Origin of the sequence: Hyphomonas oceanitis, assembly GCF_036964545.1 — a bacterium.
GTDB lineage: Bacteria > Pseudomonadota > Alphaproteobacteria > Caulobacterales > Hyphomonadaceae > Hyphomonas > Hyphomonas oceanitis.
Map to the genome: position 1 here is coordinate 17,386 of NZ_JBALTL010000003.1, position 17,224 is coordinate 34,609.

Sequence of the window (17,224 nt, forward strand, 5' to 3'; positions counted from 1 at the left end):
GCCTCAGACGTTCGGGATAAGGCCTGAGTCTTCCGGATCGCCAACGATACGCACGAGCGCCTTGCGCAATTTGCCGAGGGCCTGATGCTCGATCTGGCGGACACGTTCCTTTGAGATACCAAGCTCGATGCCGAGCGCTTCCAGCGTAACGGACTCGTCGCAGAGGCGGCGCTGCAGGATGATATGGGTCTCGCGCTCGTTCAGCGCCTTCAGGGCATCGGCGATCCATTCCTTGCGGCGCGTGGAATCGTGGTCCGTCATGACCTGGTCTTCCGGAATGGCCGAACCGTCGACAATCAAATCCTGCCATTCGCCATCGCCATCGGCGACCATGGGGGCGTTCAGCGAGCGGTCGCTGGCCGACAGGCGCGAGGCCATGGATTCAACATCGCGGACCGGGACGCCGAGATGTTCGGAAATCCAGGACGTGTTCTCTTTGGTCATCACGCCATCGCCCGTGTCGTCGATCTGGGCGCGCAGGCGGCGGAGATTGAAGAAGAGGGATTTCTGGGCCGACGTTGTGCCGGTGCGCACGATGGACCAGTTGCGCAGGACATAGTCCTGGATCGAGGAGCGGATCCACCAGCTGGCATAGGTGGAGAAGCGCACTTCGCGCGACGGCTCGAACCGGGCGGCGGCCATCATCAGGCCGACATTGCCCTCCGACACAAGGTCGGACATGGGCAGGCCATAGTGACGGAAGCGCGTGGCCATCGAGATGACGAGACGCATATAGGCGGTGGTGAGTTCGTGGAGGGCGGCTTCATCTTCCTCATCGCGCCAGCGGCGGGCGAGGTCCAGCTCGTGCTGTTGCTCGAGCATGGGCGCCTTCATGGCGGTGCGGACAAAGGCTCGGTCGGCCGGTCCGTTGGAATCGTATGCGCTCGCCATGGTTCAGACTCTCCCGAAATGATCCGGACAATTCCGATACCTTTGCTTTACGCATCGGCGCTGCGATCGGATCAGCGGGCCTTGATATTTTCACGGGCGGCGGCCCGCTTGACCCTGACGGGCCGCCGGGCGTAGGCTTCCTATGAGAACAATAGCGGAACGAATAATCTCGGCGCATGGCGGACGGACAGAACCTGACGAGTGAAATACCCCTGCCGAATTCGCGGGCGGGCGAGATTGCGCGTGGCACGCTGCGCCTTCTGGCGGGGCTCGGCTATTACGGGGTGACGGAGATGACGCTGGCGAACAATCGCCGGGCGGACATTGCCGCCGTAAGCCAGGCGGGCGAGATTGCCATTGTGGAGATCAAGTCGTCCGTCGCCGATTTCCGGTCTGATGCCAAATGGCAGGACTATATGCCCTTTTGTGACCGGTTCTATTTTGCCGTGATGGCGGATTTTCCGCAGGACCTGATCCCGGAAGACGTGGGCCTGATCGTGGCCGATGGTTTTGGCGGGGCGGTGATCCGCGAGGCGCCGGTGGCCAAGCTGGCAGGGGCAAGGCGCAAGGCCGTGACGCTGAAATTCGCCCGGCTGGCGGCGTGCCGGTTGCAGATGGTCAATGATGCGGGCTGGACGGACCGCCAAGTCTCGCTTACCTGACGCCGCTCATGAGCCACGCCTATCCCCTTGCCCGCAATGTGACCGAAGCCCTGGACCCGGCGGCCCGTGGCGCGCGTACACGCGTCGAAGCCGAAAAGCTGGCGGGCGGACTGGTCGTGGAATCCCTGCACACCGAATGGATGAGCGTGAGCGAGGAAGAGGCCGCGGCAAAGATGGCCGGGACGGCGGACGGCCTGACGCATGGCTTCCTGCAGCGCTATGAAGACGACAAGGGCGCGCCGGTTCTGGCGGTGAGCTATTGGCGTCTGGTTGATCCGGCGACGGCGAAGAAGGCCGCGAAACCGAAAAAGCCTGCGCCGGCGCCAGAGCCAAAGGCCGAAGAAACCGACCATACCGATGATCTCTATTTTCGCTCCGGACGGACCAAGCCCGGCCGCCGGAAGCGCTTTGTCGACCCGAACCAGCTGGACCTGTTCGAGCCGAACGAGGGCTGACATTGCCACCTGCACGTGCGGCGCCCGGTGAGGCGCTTTGGGGTGGGGGCTGGATTTTCAGGATGTGAGCGGGGGTCAGGTGTCCGGGATGGGGGCTTCAGTTTTCGCAAAGCGCCGTGTCCCCAGCGTATGCTGGGGCCCAGAGAGACCAAGACCCGATCCTGCGGCACTGGATCCCAGCGTGCGCTGGGAAAGCGGGACGAAAGGGGGAAGGGGTTCACTCAACGCGAGCGCCAGCCTGGCCGAGACGGGCGCTTTGATGACGCCGGGTCGCGGCGCTCGGGGATCGTCGCCGATTGCGCGGATATGGATATTGCCTCGGCGATCGGTGTCGATCAGCAGGGCGCGGCCCGTTTCGATGCGCCATCGGGTAATGATCCGCAGCTGCCACCAGAGCCAGGGCCAGTAGAGCACCATAACGTGCCGGTAGAGGGAGATGTATTCAGGCTCCATGGCGGGGATTATAGGCCCGTCCTGGCAGGGGGCGGACAAGACGCGCGGGATCGCCCGCAGGGATTGGGCGCAGGGAGGGGAAAACCGCCCGTCTGCGCCTGCCTCATGGTGAAGGCTTGCGCCGGGCGCCTAATCGGGGTGGGGTGGCGCATGGATATTGCCCCTGCCCCCGCCGATACACTGCCCCCTCCCCCACCGAAATATCTCAGCAATCGCGAGCTTTATGTTCTGGCGGGCGCGACGGCGGTGGTGATTGCCAATGCCTATTATTTCCACCCGATCATCTCGCTGGTGGCGGATGGATTTGGCGTCAGCCATGCGATGATCGGCATGGTGCCAGCCTTCAACCAGATCGCGCTGGCATTGGGCATTCTGTTGCTGCTGCCGCTGGGCGATTGGTTCAGCAATCGGCGGCTTGTGTCTGTGCTGGTGGCGGCGCAGTGCGCCTCGGTGGGCGTGATGGCCTTTGCGCCGCATTATGGCCTGTTCGTGCTGGGCTCGACCGTGCTCGGCTTCTTCACCATCGCGCCCTACCTGCTGCCGGCCTATGTGTCGAAGCGCGTTGCGCCGGGCGACCTTGGCCGGGCGACGGGCATTATCACGACGGGCATTGTGGGTGGCATTCTTGTGGCGCGCGCGGGGGCGGGCGTGGTGGCGGAATATTTCGGCTGGCGCACGGTCTATTTCATTGCCGCAAGTCTCATGCTGGCCGTGACCTTCCTGTTGCCGCGCATCATGGAACCGCGTGAGGCGGGCAAAGATCGCCAGGCCGGGCAGAATTATTGGCGGCTCATCCTCTCGATTGGCCGGATCGTGCGGGACTTCCCGGAAATCCTGCTGTCGGGCGCGATACAGGCGCTGGGCTTTGGCGTGTTCCTCGCGGTGTGGATGGGGATCGGCCTGCACCTGACCAGCCCGGAAATGGGCTATGGCGTGGATGTTGTGGGCTATCTCGCCGTGCTCGGCGTGGTGAACCTCTATACGACACCGCGCTTTGGCGCCTGGTCTGACAAGGTGGGGCCACGGCGGGCGCGCGTTGTGCTGGCGGCAACACAGTTGCTGGGCGTGTCGATGCTGTTCTTCGTCGGCAGCAGTCTGTGGCTGTTGATGATCCCGATCGTGATGATGAATGTCGGCGGGCCCGCGCTGGACGTGTGCAACCGGATGACCTTCCTGAACCGGGCGCCCGACATCCGCACCCGTTTGATGACCGTTTATATCGTGATCATGTTCCTCGGTGGCGGCGCCGGGAGCTGGGCCGGGACGGCGGTGTATGATGCGGCTGGCTGGCATGGCACGGCGCTGCTGGCGCTCGCCATGTCGGTGACCATGTTCGGTCTTTGCCTGTGGAGCTTCCGGTGGACCGACAAGACGCAAGCCACCTGACACCGCTGGCCGAGGCGCTGCTGGCGCTGGCATTGGGCGAGATCGCGCGCGGGGCGCGGGTGATCTTTCTGGCCGGGCCGCAGGGCGTGGGCAAGTCGACGGCGATGGCGGCGCTGACCGAGGCCATTCCGGGATCGGTGGTGCTGGGGCTCGATGATTTTTACCTGACGCGGGGCGAGCGCATAGTGTTGGCGCGGGACGTTCATCCCCTCTTTGAGACGCGAGGACCGCCGGGAACACATGATGTGGCGCTGCTGATGGAGACAATCGCGCTCTTCAAGGCGTCGGGCGCGGATGAGCGGATTGCCGTGCCTGCGTTTGACAAGGCGGCCGATGAGCGACGGCCTGAGGCGGAGTGGCCGGTGCTGGCGGGGGCGCCGCGCGTGATTTTCGTGGAAGGCTGGATGATGGGCGTCGCGGCGGACCTGTCAGCGCCTGAGGGGCCGCCGCTGAATGCGGTGGAGGCGGAGGATGTGGACGGTGCGTGGCGCACGTATCAGGAGACGCAGCTCGCCGGGCAGTATCAGCGCCTCTGGGACATGGCCGACGCGTTTCTCTATATCGACGCGCCGGGCTTTGACGTGGTGAAGGACTGGCGCATGCAGCAGGAGGAGACGACGCGGGGCGTCGCGCCGGGCGGCCTGCCCGCCGAGCGGCAGGCATGGGTTGCCCGCTTCATCCTGCACTACCAGCGCCTGACCGAGCGGTTGCTGGCGGGTGAGCGGCGGCCGGGAAACTCAGTGACGGTGGATCGGTTTCGGCAGCCCGGGTGAGGCGTCACGGCCTCACTTGAGAGATTGCTCCCTCAGAATGAAACGGCCCCGATTGGCAATGGAGGGGTAGGGATCGGTCGCCAGCTTTTCGGCCAGGACAGTGGCGAAGTCTCCCAGTTCATCCCGGTGCGAAATCAAGGCGTCACCGGCAACCCTGCGAACGGCTGCTGAGGGATCATTTGCGGCAGAGACAAGTAATTCCCGCAGATCGACACTGATCGTGAGGGTCCGCTCGGCGATCTTCGGCTCCCTGACCCTTTCGCCCAGTGACTTGTCTGTCCAGCGCCATCTCCATCCATCGGCCCAGGTCGCCCGTTGCTCCATGAGCATGCGATAGGCCGTTCCGCGAACGGCCGGCTGCAGCGCCGCCTCTGCCAAACGCGGCAAATACGGGTCCAGCGACGCGCCGCGACAGGCCTGCTGCAAGACTCTCGCAGTAGGCCCCGCCGTTTCGCTCAGCAGTCTACGGACCAGATAGGGCGTGATGCTGGGTCTTTCGAAGCCTGCATCAAGAACCGCGCTCTCATCGCCACGCATGCGCTTCCAGCTGTTCCTGACCGACAGGATCGACCAGAGCACCTCGCCAACAATATCCGGATCTGTGCGGTCGAGGACATTTTCGGCGGCCTGCCGTGCCGCCACCCGGACCTGCGGCACCCAGTCATTAAGGCGCCTCAGAAACATCGTCAGCAGAAAAGCGCTGGGGGCGCCCTCATGCACTTCGAGAAGGAACCTCTCTCTTCGAAAGCCATCACCACTCAAAAGATCGTACCAACAGGTCGCCCCCCGCTGTGCGTGGCGGCGGCGGACCTCCAGCTGGTCCTCTGGCAGCCGGCCGACCTTATTGGCGACCATCCTGATGGCATGCACACGGTCACTGATATGCGTCAGCGGAAGCCGCTTTGTCTCGTCAACGAATGCCTCGGCGACACCGGGCGATATCTCTCCGTTCCGCTCTGCTGTGGCCAGCACTGTCACCGATTTGCACATCGAGGGCGTGAGGAGTGGCGGTTGAACCATTCCTCAATTCTTGCACGAGATAGCCGCGCGGAACCACTCGAAAGTGCTTACGGTCGAAGGTTATAGCCTTTTTGAGGCTAGACCCGCGCTTTGACGGCGTCTGCGACGGCTTCGGCGGTGATGCCGAAGTGTTTGTAGAGGTCCTTGGCAGGGCCGCTGGCGCCGAAGCTGTCCATGCCGACGAAGCCGCCGGCGTGGCCGATCCAGCGATCCCAGCCGAAGCGGACACCGGCCTCGACGGCCACTTTCGGCGTGTCGCCGCCCAGCGTGTCGGACTGGTATTTCGCGTCCTGTGCTTCGAAGAGCTCCATACAGGGCATCGAGACGACGCGCGTTTTGACGCCGTCTTTCGCGAGCTGTTCCTGCGCGGCGAGGGCGATTTCGACCTCGGAGCCGGTGGCGATGATGACGGCCTGGGCCTTGCCCTTGCAGTCTGACAGGACATAGCCGCCCTTGGCGCAGAAGTTTTCCTCTGTGTGCGTCGTGCGGGCGGGTTTCAGGCCCTGACGCGTGAGGGCGAGCGTAGCCGGACCTTCCGCGTTTTCGAGGGCAAGTTCCCAGCACTCGGCTGTCTCAACGCCGTCCGCCGGGCGGAAGACATGCATGTTCGGCATGGCGCGGAGGCTGGCGACATGTTCGACCGGCTGGTGGGTGGGCCCATCTTCGCCAAGGCCGATGGAATCGTGCGTCATGACGTGGATGACGCGTGTGCCCATCAGGGCGCCGAGGCGGATGGCCGGGCGGCTGTAATCAGCGAAGACGAGGAACGTGCCCGAGTAAGGGATGATGCCGCCGTGCAGCGACATGCCATTCATCGCGGCGGCCATGCCATGCTCGCGCACGCCATAGTGGATGTAGCGACCGCCCCAATTGGTGGGCGTCAGCGCAGGCGTGTGCGAGGTAAGCGTATTGTTCGAACCGGTGAGATCGGCCGAGCCGCCAATCATTTCCGGCACGAGACCGGTGATGACTTCGAGCGCGTCGCCGCTCCACTGGCGGGTGGCTTTCGATTGGCCGCCGTCGACAACGGCCTTCTTGTGCTTGACCAGCGCCTTGCCGAGATTCTTGGGCAGGCGGCCAGCAATCGCAGCGTTGAACTCGCCCTTTTTCGGGGAGGCTGCGAGGCGTTTCTTCCAGGCAGCGCGATCATCCTTGCTGCGCTGGCCGGCTTTTTTCCAGGCATCTTCGATGGCGGCAGGCACTTCGAACGGCGCGTGGGGCCATTTCAGGCTTTCACGGATGCCGGCGATTTCGTCGGCGCCATAGGGGCCGCCATGGGCCTTGCCGGTGCCGGCAAGCTTTGGCGCGCCGAAGCCGATGATCGTCTTGACCGCAAGGAAGACCGGCTTCTTCTGTGTCTGGGCCCATTTGAGGGCGGCGGTGACGTCTTTTTCGTCATGGCCATCAACCTTGCGCGTGACCCAGCCGGAGGCTTCGAAACGGGCGCACTGGTCTGTATTGTCCGAGAGGCCGACGGCGCCGTCGATGGTGACATGGTTGTCGTCGAAAAGGACGATGAGGCGGTTGAGATTCAGGTGGCCGGCCAGCGTGATGGCTTCCTGGGAGACGCCTTCCATGAGGCAGCCGTCGCCTGCGATGACATAGGTCTTGTGATCAACAAGGTCGTCGCCGAACCGCGCATTGAGGTGGCGCTCAGCGATGGCCATGCCGACAGCGGTGGCGATGCCCTGGCCGAGCGGGCCGGTGGTCGTCTCGACGCCTTCGGTGACGAAATTCTCCGGGTGGCCCGGCGTGTTGGAGCCGACCTGGCGGAAATTGCGGATATCGTCGCGGCTGACCGACTTGTAGCCGGTGAGGTGGAGCAGCGAATAGATGAGCATCGAGCCGTGACCGGCGGAGAGCACGAAGCGGTCACGGTCGGCCCATTTCGGGTCTGTCGGGTCATATTTCAGGAATTTGCGGAACAGGACCGTCGCCGCATCGGCCATGCCCAGCGGCAGGCCAACGTGGCCAGACTTGGCCGCTTCTACTGCATCCATCGACAGGGCGCGGACGGCATTTGCCATATCCCGGTTCGTAACAGCCATTCTGCTATCTCCAAAAAAATCTTCGCGTGTCGTAGGCCAGACTCCCGCCCCAACGTCAAGCCGCTTGGCGGATGGCAGCAATGCCGTTACTTCATTGAGGAAATGAGTGACCTTGACCCATCTGCCCGCCGCCTTGATGCGGCCCTGAAGCGCCTTGAGGGCGCGCTCGACTCGCTCATGTCGCGAACGGGCGACCCGGCCGTGACCCGCGCAGAGCTGGCGGCGCTGGTGGAAGACCGTGCCCGCATGGCCGAAGAGCTGGATGCGTCACTCGCCCGGGAGGAGGAATTGCAGTCCCTCGCCGACGAGGCCAGCGAGGCGCTCGGCGCCGCCATAGAAGAGGTGCGTGCGGCGCTGGGCAATGGCGATTTGGCCGGCGGAACACCCGAAGAAAGCCCGGAATAGATGGCAAAAGCGGACATTTCCCTGCGCGGCAAGGCCTATGCCATCGCCTGCGCGCCCGGCCAGGAAACCCGCATCCAGATGCTGGCAGAGCAGCTGAACGCGCGGGTGAACCAGATTGCCGGGGCCGTCGGCGACATTGGCGAGGAGCGCCTGTTGCTGATCACGGCGCTCGCCCTGCTGGACGAGCTGGACGCCTCGCGCAGGGCTGTGCCGGGCAATAAGGCCGCTGAAGACAAGGTGGCCAAAGCACTGAGCGATGCCGCCGCGCGGATCGAGGCACTGGCGGCGCGGGTTGAAGGCAGCCACTGAAAAGCAGACCCCGCGACCCTTTGCGCATGGCCGAGCAGGCCCCAAGCGCCCATATTGAGGGCTGACACAGCCGGAAAGGCAGACCCAGATGCAAACCTTCCTGTCGATTGCCTTCTATATTGGCATTGCCGCCCTCGTGATCGTGCTGTTCCTTGGCATCGCCAACCTCGCGCGCACGGACGACAATCAGGCGAGCCGTTCGAACAAGCTGATGCGGCTGCGCATATTCGTGCAGGCCATCGTGATTGCCATTCTCGTGGCGCTTGGCGCGCTGGCGGGTGCGTTCAAGATCGGCTTCTAGGAGGCATTATGGTCAAGCTCGACAAGATCTACACCAGGACCGGCGACAAGGGCAAAACGCGCCTTTCGACCGGCGAACCGCTGGACAAGTGGGACAAGCGCGTTGCGGCCTATGGCACGGTGGACGAGGTGAATGCGGCGCTGGGCGTTGCGGCGCTGCATGCCGAGGGCGAGACGCTGGCAGCCCTCCGGCGCGTACAGAACGACCTGTTCGACCTCGGCGCGGACCTCGCGACGCCGGACCGTGGCACGAAGCTGGAATGGACGCCGCTGCGGATTATCGAGTCGCAGGTGAAGCGGCTTGAGAGCGAAATTGACGCGATGAACGTGAACCTCGCGCCGCTGGACAGTTTCATCCTGCCGGGCGGCAGCCCGCTCGCCGCGCAGCTGCATGTGGCGCGCACGCTCTGCCGCCGGGCCGAGCGGATGATTGCGGAACTGTTCGCGATGGACGACGAAGTGGTGAGCCCGGAAGCGCTCGCCTATGCCAACCGCCTCTCGGACTGGCTGTTCGTGATCGGCCGCGTGGCGAACAATAATGGCAAGGATGACATCAAATGGGTGCCGGGGGCGAACCGGTAGGAGAGCGCGTAACACACGCAATCATCTTGTCTGCTTTCGGCGTCGAAGCAGGCGTCGGCACGCATGCTTTCCAGTGGCAGAGGCTCGCCAAAAGGCGGACCTTCATGTTTTCAATCGAAGTGCGCGCTGCTAACGATACACGACTTCATTGGGCGGATTGATCATGATTTCCTGGTTTGACCTAGGCGAGAGGCTAACTGGCTATCTTGACCGACTTGCCTATCCCGAGACGAAACTTGCAATCAAGCACGCGGCTAAAATGCTCGGTGCGAAGGCAGCCATAAAGGGAGAAAACGGCCTTATCTTCATCTCGCCGTACGGACTTCTCTTTTACATCGGTGGTCCAGATTTGCAGGCATACTGTTGCGTCTGCGACCAGGAAAGCCTTAATCTGCAAGCCGCAAAACGGCTGCACTTCCATCAACATGAAGAGCCCCTTCAGCGAAATTCATGGATATGGTTCCCCAGGCTCAGTGAGCAAGGCGCGACTAACTATAAGATGGAAAAAAGTGATCGACACTATGCTTGGATCATCAACCGAGTGCAGCCCGCCGTCGAGACACGGTTTGAAGCCAATAGCCGGCGAGACGCGATCGTCGCCATGGGCACTAGAATTGCGAGCGACTTCCAAGCCTACCAAGAGACGCTAGCCGGAATCTCTCCGAACGAGCCAATGTCCGCATAGGGCCAAACCCAAACATTGACGCAAAAAAAAATTCTAATAACTGCTTGTGAGCCAGAGCAGTCATAACCCTTCCTCCGCATCGCATCGCGTGTTTCGCCTATCAGGGCGAAGAGGTCTAGGGCGGGGGTGACCGTGCCGCGGTCTTGCTGACTTCGCGGGCGAGGGCGATGAAGGCCTTGAGGGCGGCGGAGGGATGGCGCCGGCCGGTATAGTAGAGGCAGAGATCGCCGGTCGGGAGCGTCCAGTCGGCCAGCACGCGCTGCATGAGGCCAGCCTCCAGATCATCGCGCACATTCTGCTCCAGGAAGAAGCCGATACCGACACCTTCGAGAACAGCCGTCCGGGCGAGGCTGGCTTCATCTAGTGTGATCGGCCCGGTCACATCGATCTGCAGGGCGTGCCCCTGCTTTTCAAAATGCCATGGAAAGAGCGCGCCGTTCGGCAGGCGCACACGGATGCATTTGTGCCTGTAGAGGTCCGGCGGCGTGAGCGGCTTTCCGTGCTGTTCGAAATAGGCCGGTGATGCGACCACGGCGTAGCGTTGCGGGCGCCTGAGCGGCACGGCAATCATGTCGGCCGGGACAAGGTCCGCCCGCCGCAGGCCCAGATCAAACCCGTCGGCGACAATGTCGACAATGCGGCCCTCGGTGACGAGATCCACATGCACATCCGGATAGCGGCGCAGGAATTCCAGCACGAGCGGTGACATGATCTGCCGCGCACCGGCCGCAAACGTGTTGATGCGGAGTGTTCCCGAAGGCGTGTGCTGCTGCGAACGGACGCCCGCCATGGCATCCTCGATGTCGCGCAGCGAGGGCTCGACCTGCGTGACGAAGGTGCGCCCGGCATCGGTCAGCGAGACACTGCGGGTTGTACGGTTAAACAGGCGCGAGCCGAGGCGGGATTCCAGTTTGGCGACGGCATTGCTCAGCGATGTGGTCGACAGCCCGAGCGCCAGGGCCGCCTTGCGGAAGGATCCCTCACGCGCAACGGCGACGATGGCTTCAAGCTCGGTGAGGCTAGTCCTGTCCATTATCCCGAAAATCGCAATTCCTGATCCCAATTTGTCCTAATTATCGGGATGGTTGTCCACACCTAAATTGACAGGACCAACCCATACCAAGGAGACAGTGATGAAACTTCCAGCCCCCGTCCAAGCCTTTTTCGATGCCGACAAGGACCCTCATGGCGCAGCGCCCGTGGACGCCTTCGCGAATGATGCGATTGTCCATGACGAAGCCAAGACCCATGTCGGCCGCGCCGCCATAGGAACCTGGTTCCGCCAGGCGAAAGAAGAGAACCAGCACAGCTCGGAGCCGCTTGAACTCTCCGAGGATGGCGGACTGACAATCGTGCGCGCGGAAGTAACCGGGCAATTCCCCAGCAGCCCGGCCATGCTCACCTTCAAGTTCAAACTCGATGACGACCAGATCAAGGAACTGGAGATCACCGTATGAGCGCCTTCCTGAACCTTCAGGACAAGCGGGCGCTGATCACGTCGGGCACGCGGGGGGCGGGCGCGGCAACCGTCTCGCTGTTCCGCGCGCTTGGCGCCCGCGTGGTCACGACGGCGCGGACTCGGCCAGACGACGTGCCCGAAGACATGTTCGTGGCAGCTGACCTCACCACCGCGCAAGGCTGCGCCGATCTTGCGGCGGCGGCGACGGAGCGGCTGGGAGAGATCGACATAGTGGTTCACATGCTGGGCGGCTCGTCGGCGCCTGCAGGGGGCTTCACCGCGCTGGGCGATGGCGAATGGGACAAGGAGCTTGATCTCAACCTCATGGCGGCGGTGAGGCTGGACCGCGCGCTTGTTCCTGCGATGGTCGCGCGCAAACGCGGCGTGGTGGTCCACGTTACCTCTATTCAAAGCCAGCTGCCGCTGCCGGATTCAACGACAGCCTACGCGGCGGCCAAAGCGGCGCTTTCCACCTATAGCAAGAGCCTCTCCAAGGAAGTCTCGCCACAGGGTGTGCGCGTCGTGCGGGTGTCGCCGGGCTGGATCGAAACGGAGTCATCCGTGGAACTGACGAAGCGTGTGGCCAGGAATGCGGGCACTGACGCGGAAGGCGGCAAGCAGCTCATCATGAATGCGCTGGGCGGGATTCCCATCGGGCGGCCATCGAAGCCCGAGGAGGTTGCAAACCTCATTGCCTTTCTCGCCTCTGACCGGGCGGCCACCATTACCGGGACCGAATACGTCATCGACGGCGGCACCATTCCGACAGCCTGAGTGGGATGGAACGGGAGCGGTTACCTCCGCATCGCATCGCGGGTTTCGGCCATCAGGGCGAAAAGTTCCAGCACAGGCGTCACCTGCCCGTCGCCGCGATATTCCCGGTAGAGACTGTCGACATTGACCGCGATGCGTTCGGCGTCGCCCCAAGCTGCATAGTCGCCCAGCGCAATGTCATGCACGGCGTCGCGGACGCTGAGGCCGGCGTCGAAGCGTTTGCGGGCTTCGATATGGATGTAGCGGAGGTAATCGGCGACGCGTTGCACGCCGGCCTTGTCGGTAATCGGGCCGTGGCCGGGAACGATCACGTCGACATCCATTTCGCAGATGAGGTCGCAGGCGCGAATCCAGTTGGCGACGGGGCCTGCCCACATCAGCGGCGTGCCGTCGATGAAAAGAATGTCGCCGGTGAAGACGGCGCGGTCGCCCGGCACATGGACGATGACGTCGCCGCCCGTATGGGCCGGGCCCACCTCGATGAGTTCCACCGCCTTGTCGCCGACCTTGAGATCGAGGTGGCCGGAAAAGGTGCGTGTGGGCAGGCGCTCGTCGACGGCGGCGAAGTCAAACGGGGCAAAGATGTCGGCGAAATAGGCGCCGGCGGGGCCGAGCTTGGCGCCCGCCTGCTTGAACTGGGCGAGCATGGCGGACGGCACTTCGGTCATTTCGCGAAAGCTGGCTTCCGAGGCGATGATCTCCGCCTGCGGACAGCAGCCATTACCGTGGCAATGATCGCCATTGGCATGCGTGTTGACAATGGTGCCGATGTCGCGGCGCTTGAGGCCGGTGGCCTCGTGCATGGCTTTCAGCATGTCGGACGTGAGGTGCATGTCGAACAGCGTGTCGACGAGCAGCGACTGGTCGCCATCCGTAATCAGGCCCGCATTCGACCAGCCCCAGCCGCCATCCGGCTGCAGCCATGCATGCAGCCCGTTGCCTAGATCCTTCAGGCCTTTTGTATATGTCCAGCGCTCTGCCATGCGCATCCTCCCTGATTTTTCCTTGCATCAAGGCAGGCTTGACGCGTCAGGGCAAGATCAGAAGCGTTCGAGGAGGCGGCGGAGATATTCGCGTTCGTCTTCGTCGTCGGCATCATTGTAGCGGCGGCGGAGTTCGTCGAGGATGTCCTTGGCGCGCTGGCGTTCGCCGACATCGGGAATGTTGACGTTGTCGCCATTGCTGCCACTGCCGCTGGCATTGCGACCGAAGGGATCTTTTGCATTGCCCGCGTCGCCTTCGCCATTGCGCGCGGCGCGGATAGCATCAAGCGCCTGGGCAAGTTCGCGAGACTGTTCGGAAAGGAGCTGCGTGGCCTGTTCCTGATTGCGGGCGGCGCTGCGCCCATTGCCGCGATTGAGCGCGTCTTCGGCCTGACGCTGGGCGCGGCGGATATCTTCCATTGCATCCGGGTCGATACGGCCCGCCAGGGCATCATCGCCCGCCTCGCCGCCCTGCCCCAATCCCTTTTCGCGTGCGAGCTTTTCGACCAGTTCGCCGAGACGGGCCTGACGTTCGGCCAGCGTGCCCTCGGTGATGGGCTTGCCGCCACCAGACCCGTTTTGTTCATTGTCAGCTGACTGACTGTCACCGCTACCTTCACCCGGCGTTTCACCCGGCTGGGAGCCATTGCCTGCCTGCTGGTCGCCGGAGGGGTCTTCGCCGCCGGGTTGCTGGCCCTGCTGCTGGCCGGGCTCCGTGCCCGGTTGCTGTCCGGGTCGTTCGCCGCGTTCCTGCGCGAGCGTATCATCATTTAGCTGCCGCTGCTCGCGCAGGATGTCGGACAGGCGCTTCATCGCGTCGGTCAGCTCCTGCTCTTCGGGCGGAAGGTCTTCGTCATTTTCGGCATTCTCGCCCGGCATGCCAGGCATGCCCTTGCCGCCACCGCCGCCCTTCTGGAATTCCAGGTTCTGCAGCATGTTGGTGATGTCGGAAAGGAGCTGGCGGGCCTGATCTGTCGCACCGGTTTCGGTGAGATCCTGCAGGGCTTTGAGCATGTCCTCAAAATCCTGCCCACCCAGGTTTGGCCCACCGGCCGATTGCTGGCCGTCTTCATTCGAGGGCGCATCCTGCATGCCATTGGCAATGGCCTCAGCCATTTTGGCGGCGAGATAATTGCTGGCCGCGTCCTTGAAGGCCTCCATGCGGCGCTTGATCTCGTCTTCCGAGGCGCCGTCGCGCAGGGCCTGTTCGAGCGCCTTGCGGGCGGCTTCAAGCCGGCGGAGTGCATCTGCGGAACTGCCATATTCGGATTTCAGCGCGAGAGCCCACAGAAGCGGATCAATCGCGTCGGCCTCTTCCTTGGTGCTGGCTGCCGCGAGCACGCCGCGCGCGGTGCGAAACGCAAAGAAGGCGGCAAGGTCCGGCATGAATTGCTCGCCCTTATAAGTGACCGCGTCCAGCATGAGTACGGCCTTCTGGACATCCGGCGGGGCGGCAGCGAGGCGGTTGGCGGCCTCGGCGTTCAGGGCATCCTGATGCAGGGCGTCTTCGTTTTTTGGCAGTTCGGCATAGGGCCGCGGCTCGCGCAGGACGGTGACGCGCACTTCCTGCGCCACGCGCGCGATAGGCTCGAGGAAGAGTTTCTCTGGCAGGATGAAGGGAACGCTGTCGCTCGTGCCTTCCTGACCGGCGCCGTCCGTGGCGACCAGACGGACATTGACCGGGAGGCCTGCCCAGCGGTGGCGTGTGAGATCAAGCTGGGCGGCGTCCGTGCTTTCAGTGGGTGTGACGCCGGGCATGGGCACCGGCATGCGGTCTTCAGCGTCTGGCGCCGCAGGGTTCGGGTCGCGCAGCGAAATGGCGAGTTCGAGGGCGGTGACACCGTAGTCGTCGCTGGCGCTCCATGTGAACTCGATGCGGTCCTGCTTGCCGACGGATGGAATGACGACGAATTTGACGGTCGGGGGATCATCAGGCGAGGCAAGAAGCCGCCAGGCCGCGCGCTCGCCCCACCAGCGGACGGAGAGACGCGTGTCTTCCATGACCTTGGCTTTGGCCTCAAAGGCGCCATCGGGCGTCGCGACGAAAGCCTGTTTGTGGGTCTTGCGGCCTTTCATCACGAGTCTGGGCGCAGACGGCGCCTGCGTCCGCAAAGTGACCTCAGATCCTTTCGGGATGCGCAGACCATCAAGGCCGGGCTTCAGGAAGATAGGCGCGCGGCCTGTATGCTCAGGCGGCGTGATCCAGGCTTCGACGACCATGTCGTCAGCGCCCATCAGCGCACCATAGTCTGGCGCGAAGGCGCGGTAGACACGGCCGGGCGCATCGCTCCAGGCAATAACGGCAATGGCGATAAGGGCTGCTGGCAGGATTGCCCGCAGGAAATAGGGATCAAGCGCTTTCCATGCCGCACTGAGCGAAGGCGGGTGGAGATTGCCAAGCTCTGACAGGAGCCGCGCACGATGGTGGCGCCAGAGCGTCTGGGCGCCGCGCGATGGATCGGCGGGCCGGTCGGCGAGGCTGGTAAGGGGGCGCAGGTCTGACTGGCGGTCGAGGGCTTGAAGCGCAGCCTGGCGCGTCGGGGCATCATAGCGGCGCAGGCCCCGGAGCAGCAACAGGCCGCCACCGATGAAGAAGACCAGCGTCATCACCGCGCCGATTGCCGGCTGGACACGGTCGAACACGCCCGCCAGCGCCATGGCGATGAAGAGGCAGGTGAACACGAATAGCGGCCAGAAGGCCCGGCCGAGGGCAAACAGCGTCAGTGTCCGCCACGTGGCGGAAACCTTGGCGTTGATCGCCTTCATGCCGTCTGTGTCAGCCAATCGGGTACCTGTTCGAGCTCAATCATTTCGTCAAAGGACGGGCGCCTGCGCACGATATCAAACCTGTCGCCTGTCACCAGCACTTCAGGCACAAGCGGACGCGCATTGTAAGCCGAGGACAGGACCGCGCCATAGGCCCCGGCCGACATGAAGGCGAGCCGGTCACCCGGGGCAACCTTCGGCAGTTCGCGTGCGACGGCGAACTTGTCGGTCGACTCGCAGATCGGGCCGACAACGTCATAGGTGGCTGTGGGGCCATCGGCGGCGGGTTCTTTCAGGGGCACGATATCGTGATGGGCGTCATAGAGCGCCGGGCGCATGAGATCGTTCATGCCGGCATCAAGGATGAGGAATGTGCGATCGGGCGCGGGCTTTTCATACAGCGCGGTGGTGAGCAGGACGCCTGAATTGCCGGCAATGACGCGGCCCGGCTCGAGGATGACCTGAACATCCATGCCCTGCATGACTTCAGCAATCATGCTGGCATAGGCTGATGGGGGCGCGGGGGCATCGCCCGCCTTGTAGGGAATCCCCAAGCCGCCGCCGACATCGATGCGGCTGATCTCATGGCCTGCCTCGCGCAGGCGGCGTGTGAGGCCGACAATTTTCTCGAAGGCGGCGCGCATCGGCACGAGATCGCCGATCTGGCTGCCGATATGGACGTCGACGGCCACAACCTGGATGCCGGGCAGTGTGGCGGCTTCGGCATAGAGGGCCTCGGCCTCGCTCCACGGGATGCCGAACTTGTCACCTTTCTTCCCGGTGGAAATGTTCGGGTGGCCACCGGCGGCGACATCCGGGTTCACGCGCAGGGCGATCGGCGCCTTGCGGCCAAGCACACTCGCCACTTTCGACAGGAGGCGAAGCTCGCCAGCACTCTCGACATTGAACTGATGGATGCCCTTTTCCAGCGCGAGGTCCATTTCCACAGCGGTCTTGCCCACACCCGAGAACACGATGCGGTTGGCCGGGATGCCGGCCTTCAGGGCGCGCTGCAATTCGCCGCCGCTGACGACATCCGCGCCGCAGCCTTCGCGTGCGAGAGTCGAAAGGACCGCAAGGTTGCCATTGGCCTTGACCGAATAGGCGATCAGGCAGTCCTGCCCTTCAAAGGCTTCGGCAATGACGCGGGCATGGCGTGTCAGCGTGGCGGCAGAATAGACATAGCAGGGCGTGCCAACGGCGTCGGCAATCACATCGAGGCTGACGCCTTCGCATTGGAGGCTGCCATCGGAATAGGTGAAATGATGCATGG

General features: G+C 63.6%; 19 protein-coding genes. 11 read left to right on the forward strand and 8 right to left on the reverse strand.

All coding sequences use genetic code 11. From position 1 onward, the window contains the following. Positions 1–3 precede the first annotated feature (3 nt). Positions 4–891: an RNA polymerase factor sigma-32 gene (locus V7651_RS09170; protein WP_035536300.1), complete on the reverse strand. Its 888-nt coding sequence runs from the start codon at positions 889–891 to the stop codon at positions 4–6. 176 nt (positions 892–1,067) lie between these two features. Between V7651_RS09170 and V7651_RS09175 the strand changes: the two genes are divergently transcribed. Both V7651_RS09175 and V7651_RS09180 read left to right on the forward strand, forming a co-directional pair. Further along, complete coding sequence (locus V7651_RS09175) at positions 1,068–1,553, forward strand: MmcB family DNA repair protein (RefSeq protein WP_051624537.1); 486 nt, start codon at positions 1,068–1,070, stop codon at positions 1,551–1,553. Between the two features lie 8 nt (positions 1,554–1,561). Then, complete coding sequence (locus V7651_RS09180; protein ID WP_335613005.1) at positions 1,562–2,008, forward strand: hypothetical protein; 447 nt, start codon at positions 1,562–1,564, stop codon at positions 2,006–2,008. Between the two features lie 75 nt (positions 2,009–2,083). On the opposite strand, the gene V7651_RS09185 is transcribed toward V7651_RS09180, so the two are convergent. Further along, positions 2,084–2,461, reverse strand: a complete 378-nt coding sequence (locus tag V7651_RS09185; protein WP_335613006.1) for a hypothetical protein — start codon at positions 2,459–2,461, stop codon at positions 2,084–2,086. A 150-nt stretch (positions 2,462–2,611) separates the two neighbouring features. Between V7651_RS09185 and V7651_RS09190 the strand changes: the two genes are divergently transcribed. Together V7651_RS09190 and V7651_RS09195 are read left to right on the forward strand one after the other, a co-directional pair. Next, the gene (locus V7651_RS09190) at positions 2,612–3,847 is read left to right on the forward strand and encodes an MFS transporter (protein ID WP_335613007.1); all 1,236 of its coding nucleotides are present in this window, start codon (positions 2,612–2,614) and stop codon (positions 3,845–3,847) included. Next, on the forward strand, positions 3,820–4,620 hold the full coding sequence (locus V7651_RS09195) for a hypothetical protein (protein WP_335613008.1): 801 nt from the start codon (positions 3,820–3,822) through the stop codon (positions 4,618–4,620). Before V7651_RS09190 ends, V7651_RS09195 begins: the two co-directional genes overlap by 28 nt. 12 nt (positions 4,621–4,632) lie before the next feature. Here V7651_RS09195 and V7651_RS09200 read toward each other — a convergent pair whose 3' ends face one another. Both V7651_RS09200 and tkt read right to left on the reverse strand, forming a co-directional pair. Next, the gene (locus V7651_RS09200) at positions 4,633–5,640 is read right to left on the reverse strand and encodes a hypothetical protein (protein ID WP_335613009.1); all 1,008 of its coding nucleotides are present in this window, start codon (positions 5,638–5,640) and stop codon (positions 4,633–4,635) included. Positions 5,641–5,717: 77 nt separating this feature from the next. Further along, complete coding sequence (tkt, locus tag V7651_RS09205) at positions 5,718–7,688, reverse strand: transketolase (RefSeq protein ID WP_335613010.1); 1,971 nt, start codon at positions 7,686–7,688, stop codon at positions 5,718–5,720. 102 nt (positions 7,689–7,790) lie between these two features. Here tkt and V7651_RS09210 point away from each other — a divergent pair, with 102 nt between their 5' ends. The 5 genes from V7651_RS09210 (at position 7,791) to V7651_RS09230 (ending at position 9,969) form a co-directional block, all read left to right on the forward strand. Next, positions 7,791–8,093, forward strand: a complete 303-nt coding sequence (locus V7651_RS09210) for a DUF4164 family protein (protein WP_051624539.1) — start codon at positions 7,791–7,793, stop codon at positions 8,091–8,093. Beyond that, on the forward strand, positions 8,094–8,402 hold the full coding sequence (locus V7651_RS09215) for a cell division protein ZapA (protein ID WP_335613011.1): 309 nt from the start codon (positions 8,094–8,096) through the stop codon (positions 8,400–8,402). Between the two features lie 88 nt (positions 8,403–8,490). Beyond that, entirely contained in the window at positions 8,491–8,703 is a 213-nt protein-coding gene (locus V7651_RS09220) for a twin transmembrane helix small protein (RefSeq protein ID WP_335590403.1), read from the forward strand. Between the two features lie 8 nt (positions 8,704–8,711). Further along, positions 8,712–9,284, forward strand: a complete 573-nt coding sequence (locus V7651_RS09225) for a cob(I)yrinic acid a,c-diamide adenosyltransferase (protein ID WP_335613012.1) — start codon at positions 8,712–8,714, stop codon at positions 9,282–9,284. 163 nt (positions 9,285–9,447) lie between these two features. After that, complete coding sequence (locus V7651_RS09230) at positions 9,448–9,969, forward strand: hypothetical protein (protein ID WP_335613013.1); 522 nt, start codon at positions 9,448–9,450, stop codon at positions 9,967–9,969. Positions 9,970–10,084: 115 nt separating this feature from the next. On the opposite strand, the gene V7651_RS09235 is transcribed toward V7651_RS09230, so the two are convergent. Beyond that, positions 10,085–11,002, reverse strand: a complete 918-nt coding sequence (locus V7651_RS09235; protein WP_335613014.1) for a LysR family transcriptional regulator — start codon at positions 11,000–11,002, stop codon at positions 10,085–10,087. Positions 11,003–11,102: 100 nt separating this feature from the next. Here V7651_RS09235 and V7651_RS09240 point away from each other — a divergent pair, with 100 nt between their 5' ends. Together V7651_RS09240 and V7651_RS09245 are read left to right on the forward strand one after the other, a co-directional pair. Next, a complete protein-coding gene (locus V7651_RS09240) occupies positions 11,103–11,426 on the forward strand; it encodes a nuclear transport factor 2 family protein (protein ID WP_035536316.1) in 324 nt (107 codons plus the stop codon). Beyond that, positions 11,423–12,202, forward strand: coding sequence for an SDR family oxidoreductase (locus V7651_RS09245; RefSeq protein ID WP_335613015.1), 780 nt, complete (start codon positions 11,423–11,425; stop codon positions 12,200–12,202). Before V7651_RS09240 ends, V7651_RS09245 begins: the two co-directional genes overlap by 4 nt. Before the next feature lie 20 nt (positions 12,203–12,222). On the opposite strand, the gene V7651_RS09250 is transcribed toward V7651_RS09245, so the two are convergent. Genes V7651_RS09250 through lysA form a run of 3 tightly spaced genes read right to left on the reverse strand, consistent with a single transcriptional unit; the run spans position 12,223 to position 17,222 of the window. Beyond that, entirely contained in the window at positions 12,223–13,185 is a 963-nt protein-coding gene (locus tag V7651_RS09250) for an MBL fold metallo-hydrolase (protein ID WP_335613016.1), read from the reverse strand. 57 nt (positions 13,186–13,242) lie between these two features. Further along, entirely contained in the window at positions 13,243–15,969 is a 2,727-nt protein-coding gene (locus V7651_RS09255) for a DUF4175 domain-containing protein (protein ID WP_335613017.1), read from the reverse strand. Further along, entirely contained in the window at positions 15,948–17,222 is a 1,275-nt protein-coding gene (gene lysA, locus V7651_RS09260; protein WP_335613018.1) for a diaminopimelate decarboxylase, read from the reverse strand. Before lysA ends, V7651_RS09255 begins: the two co-directional genes overlap by 22 nt. Positions 17,223–17,224 lie beyond the last annotated feature (2 nt).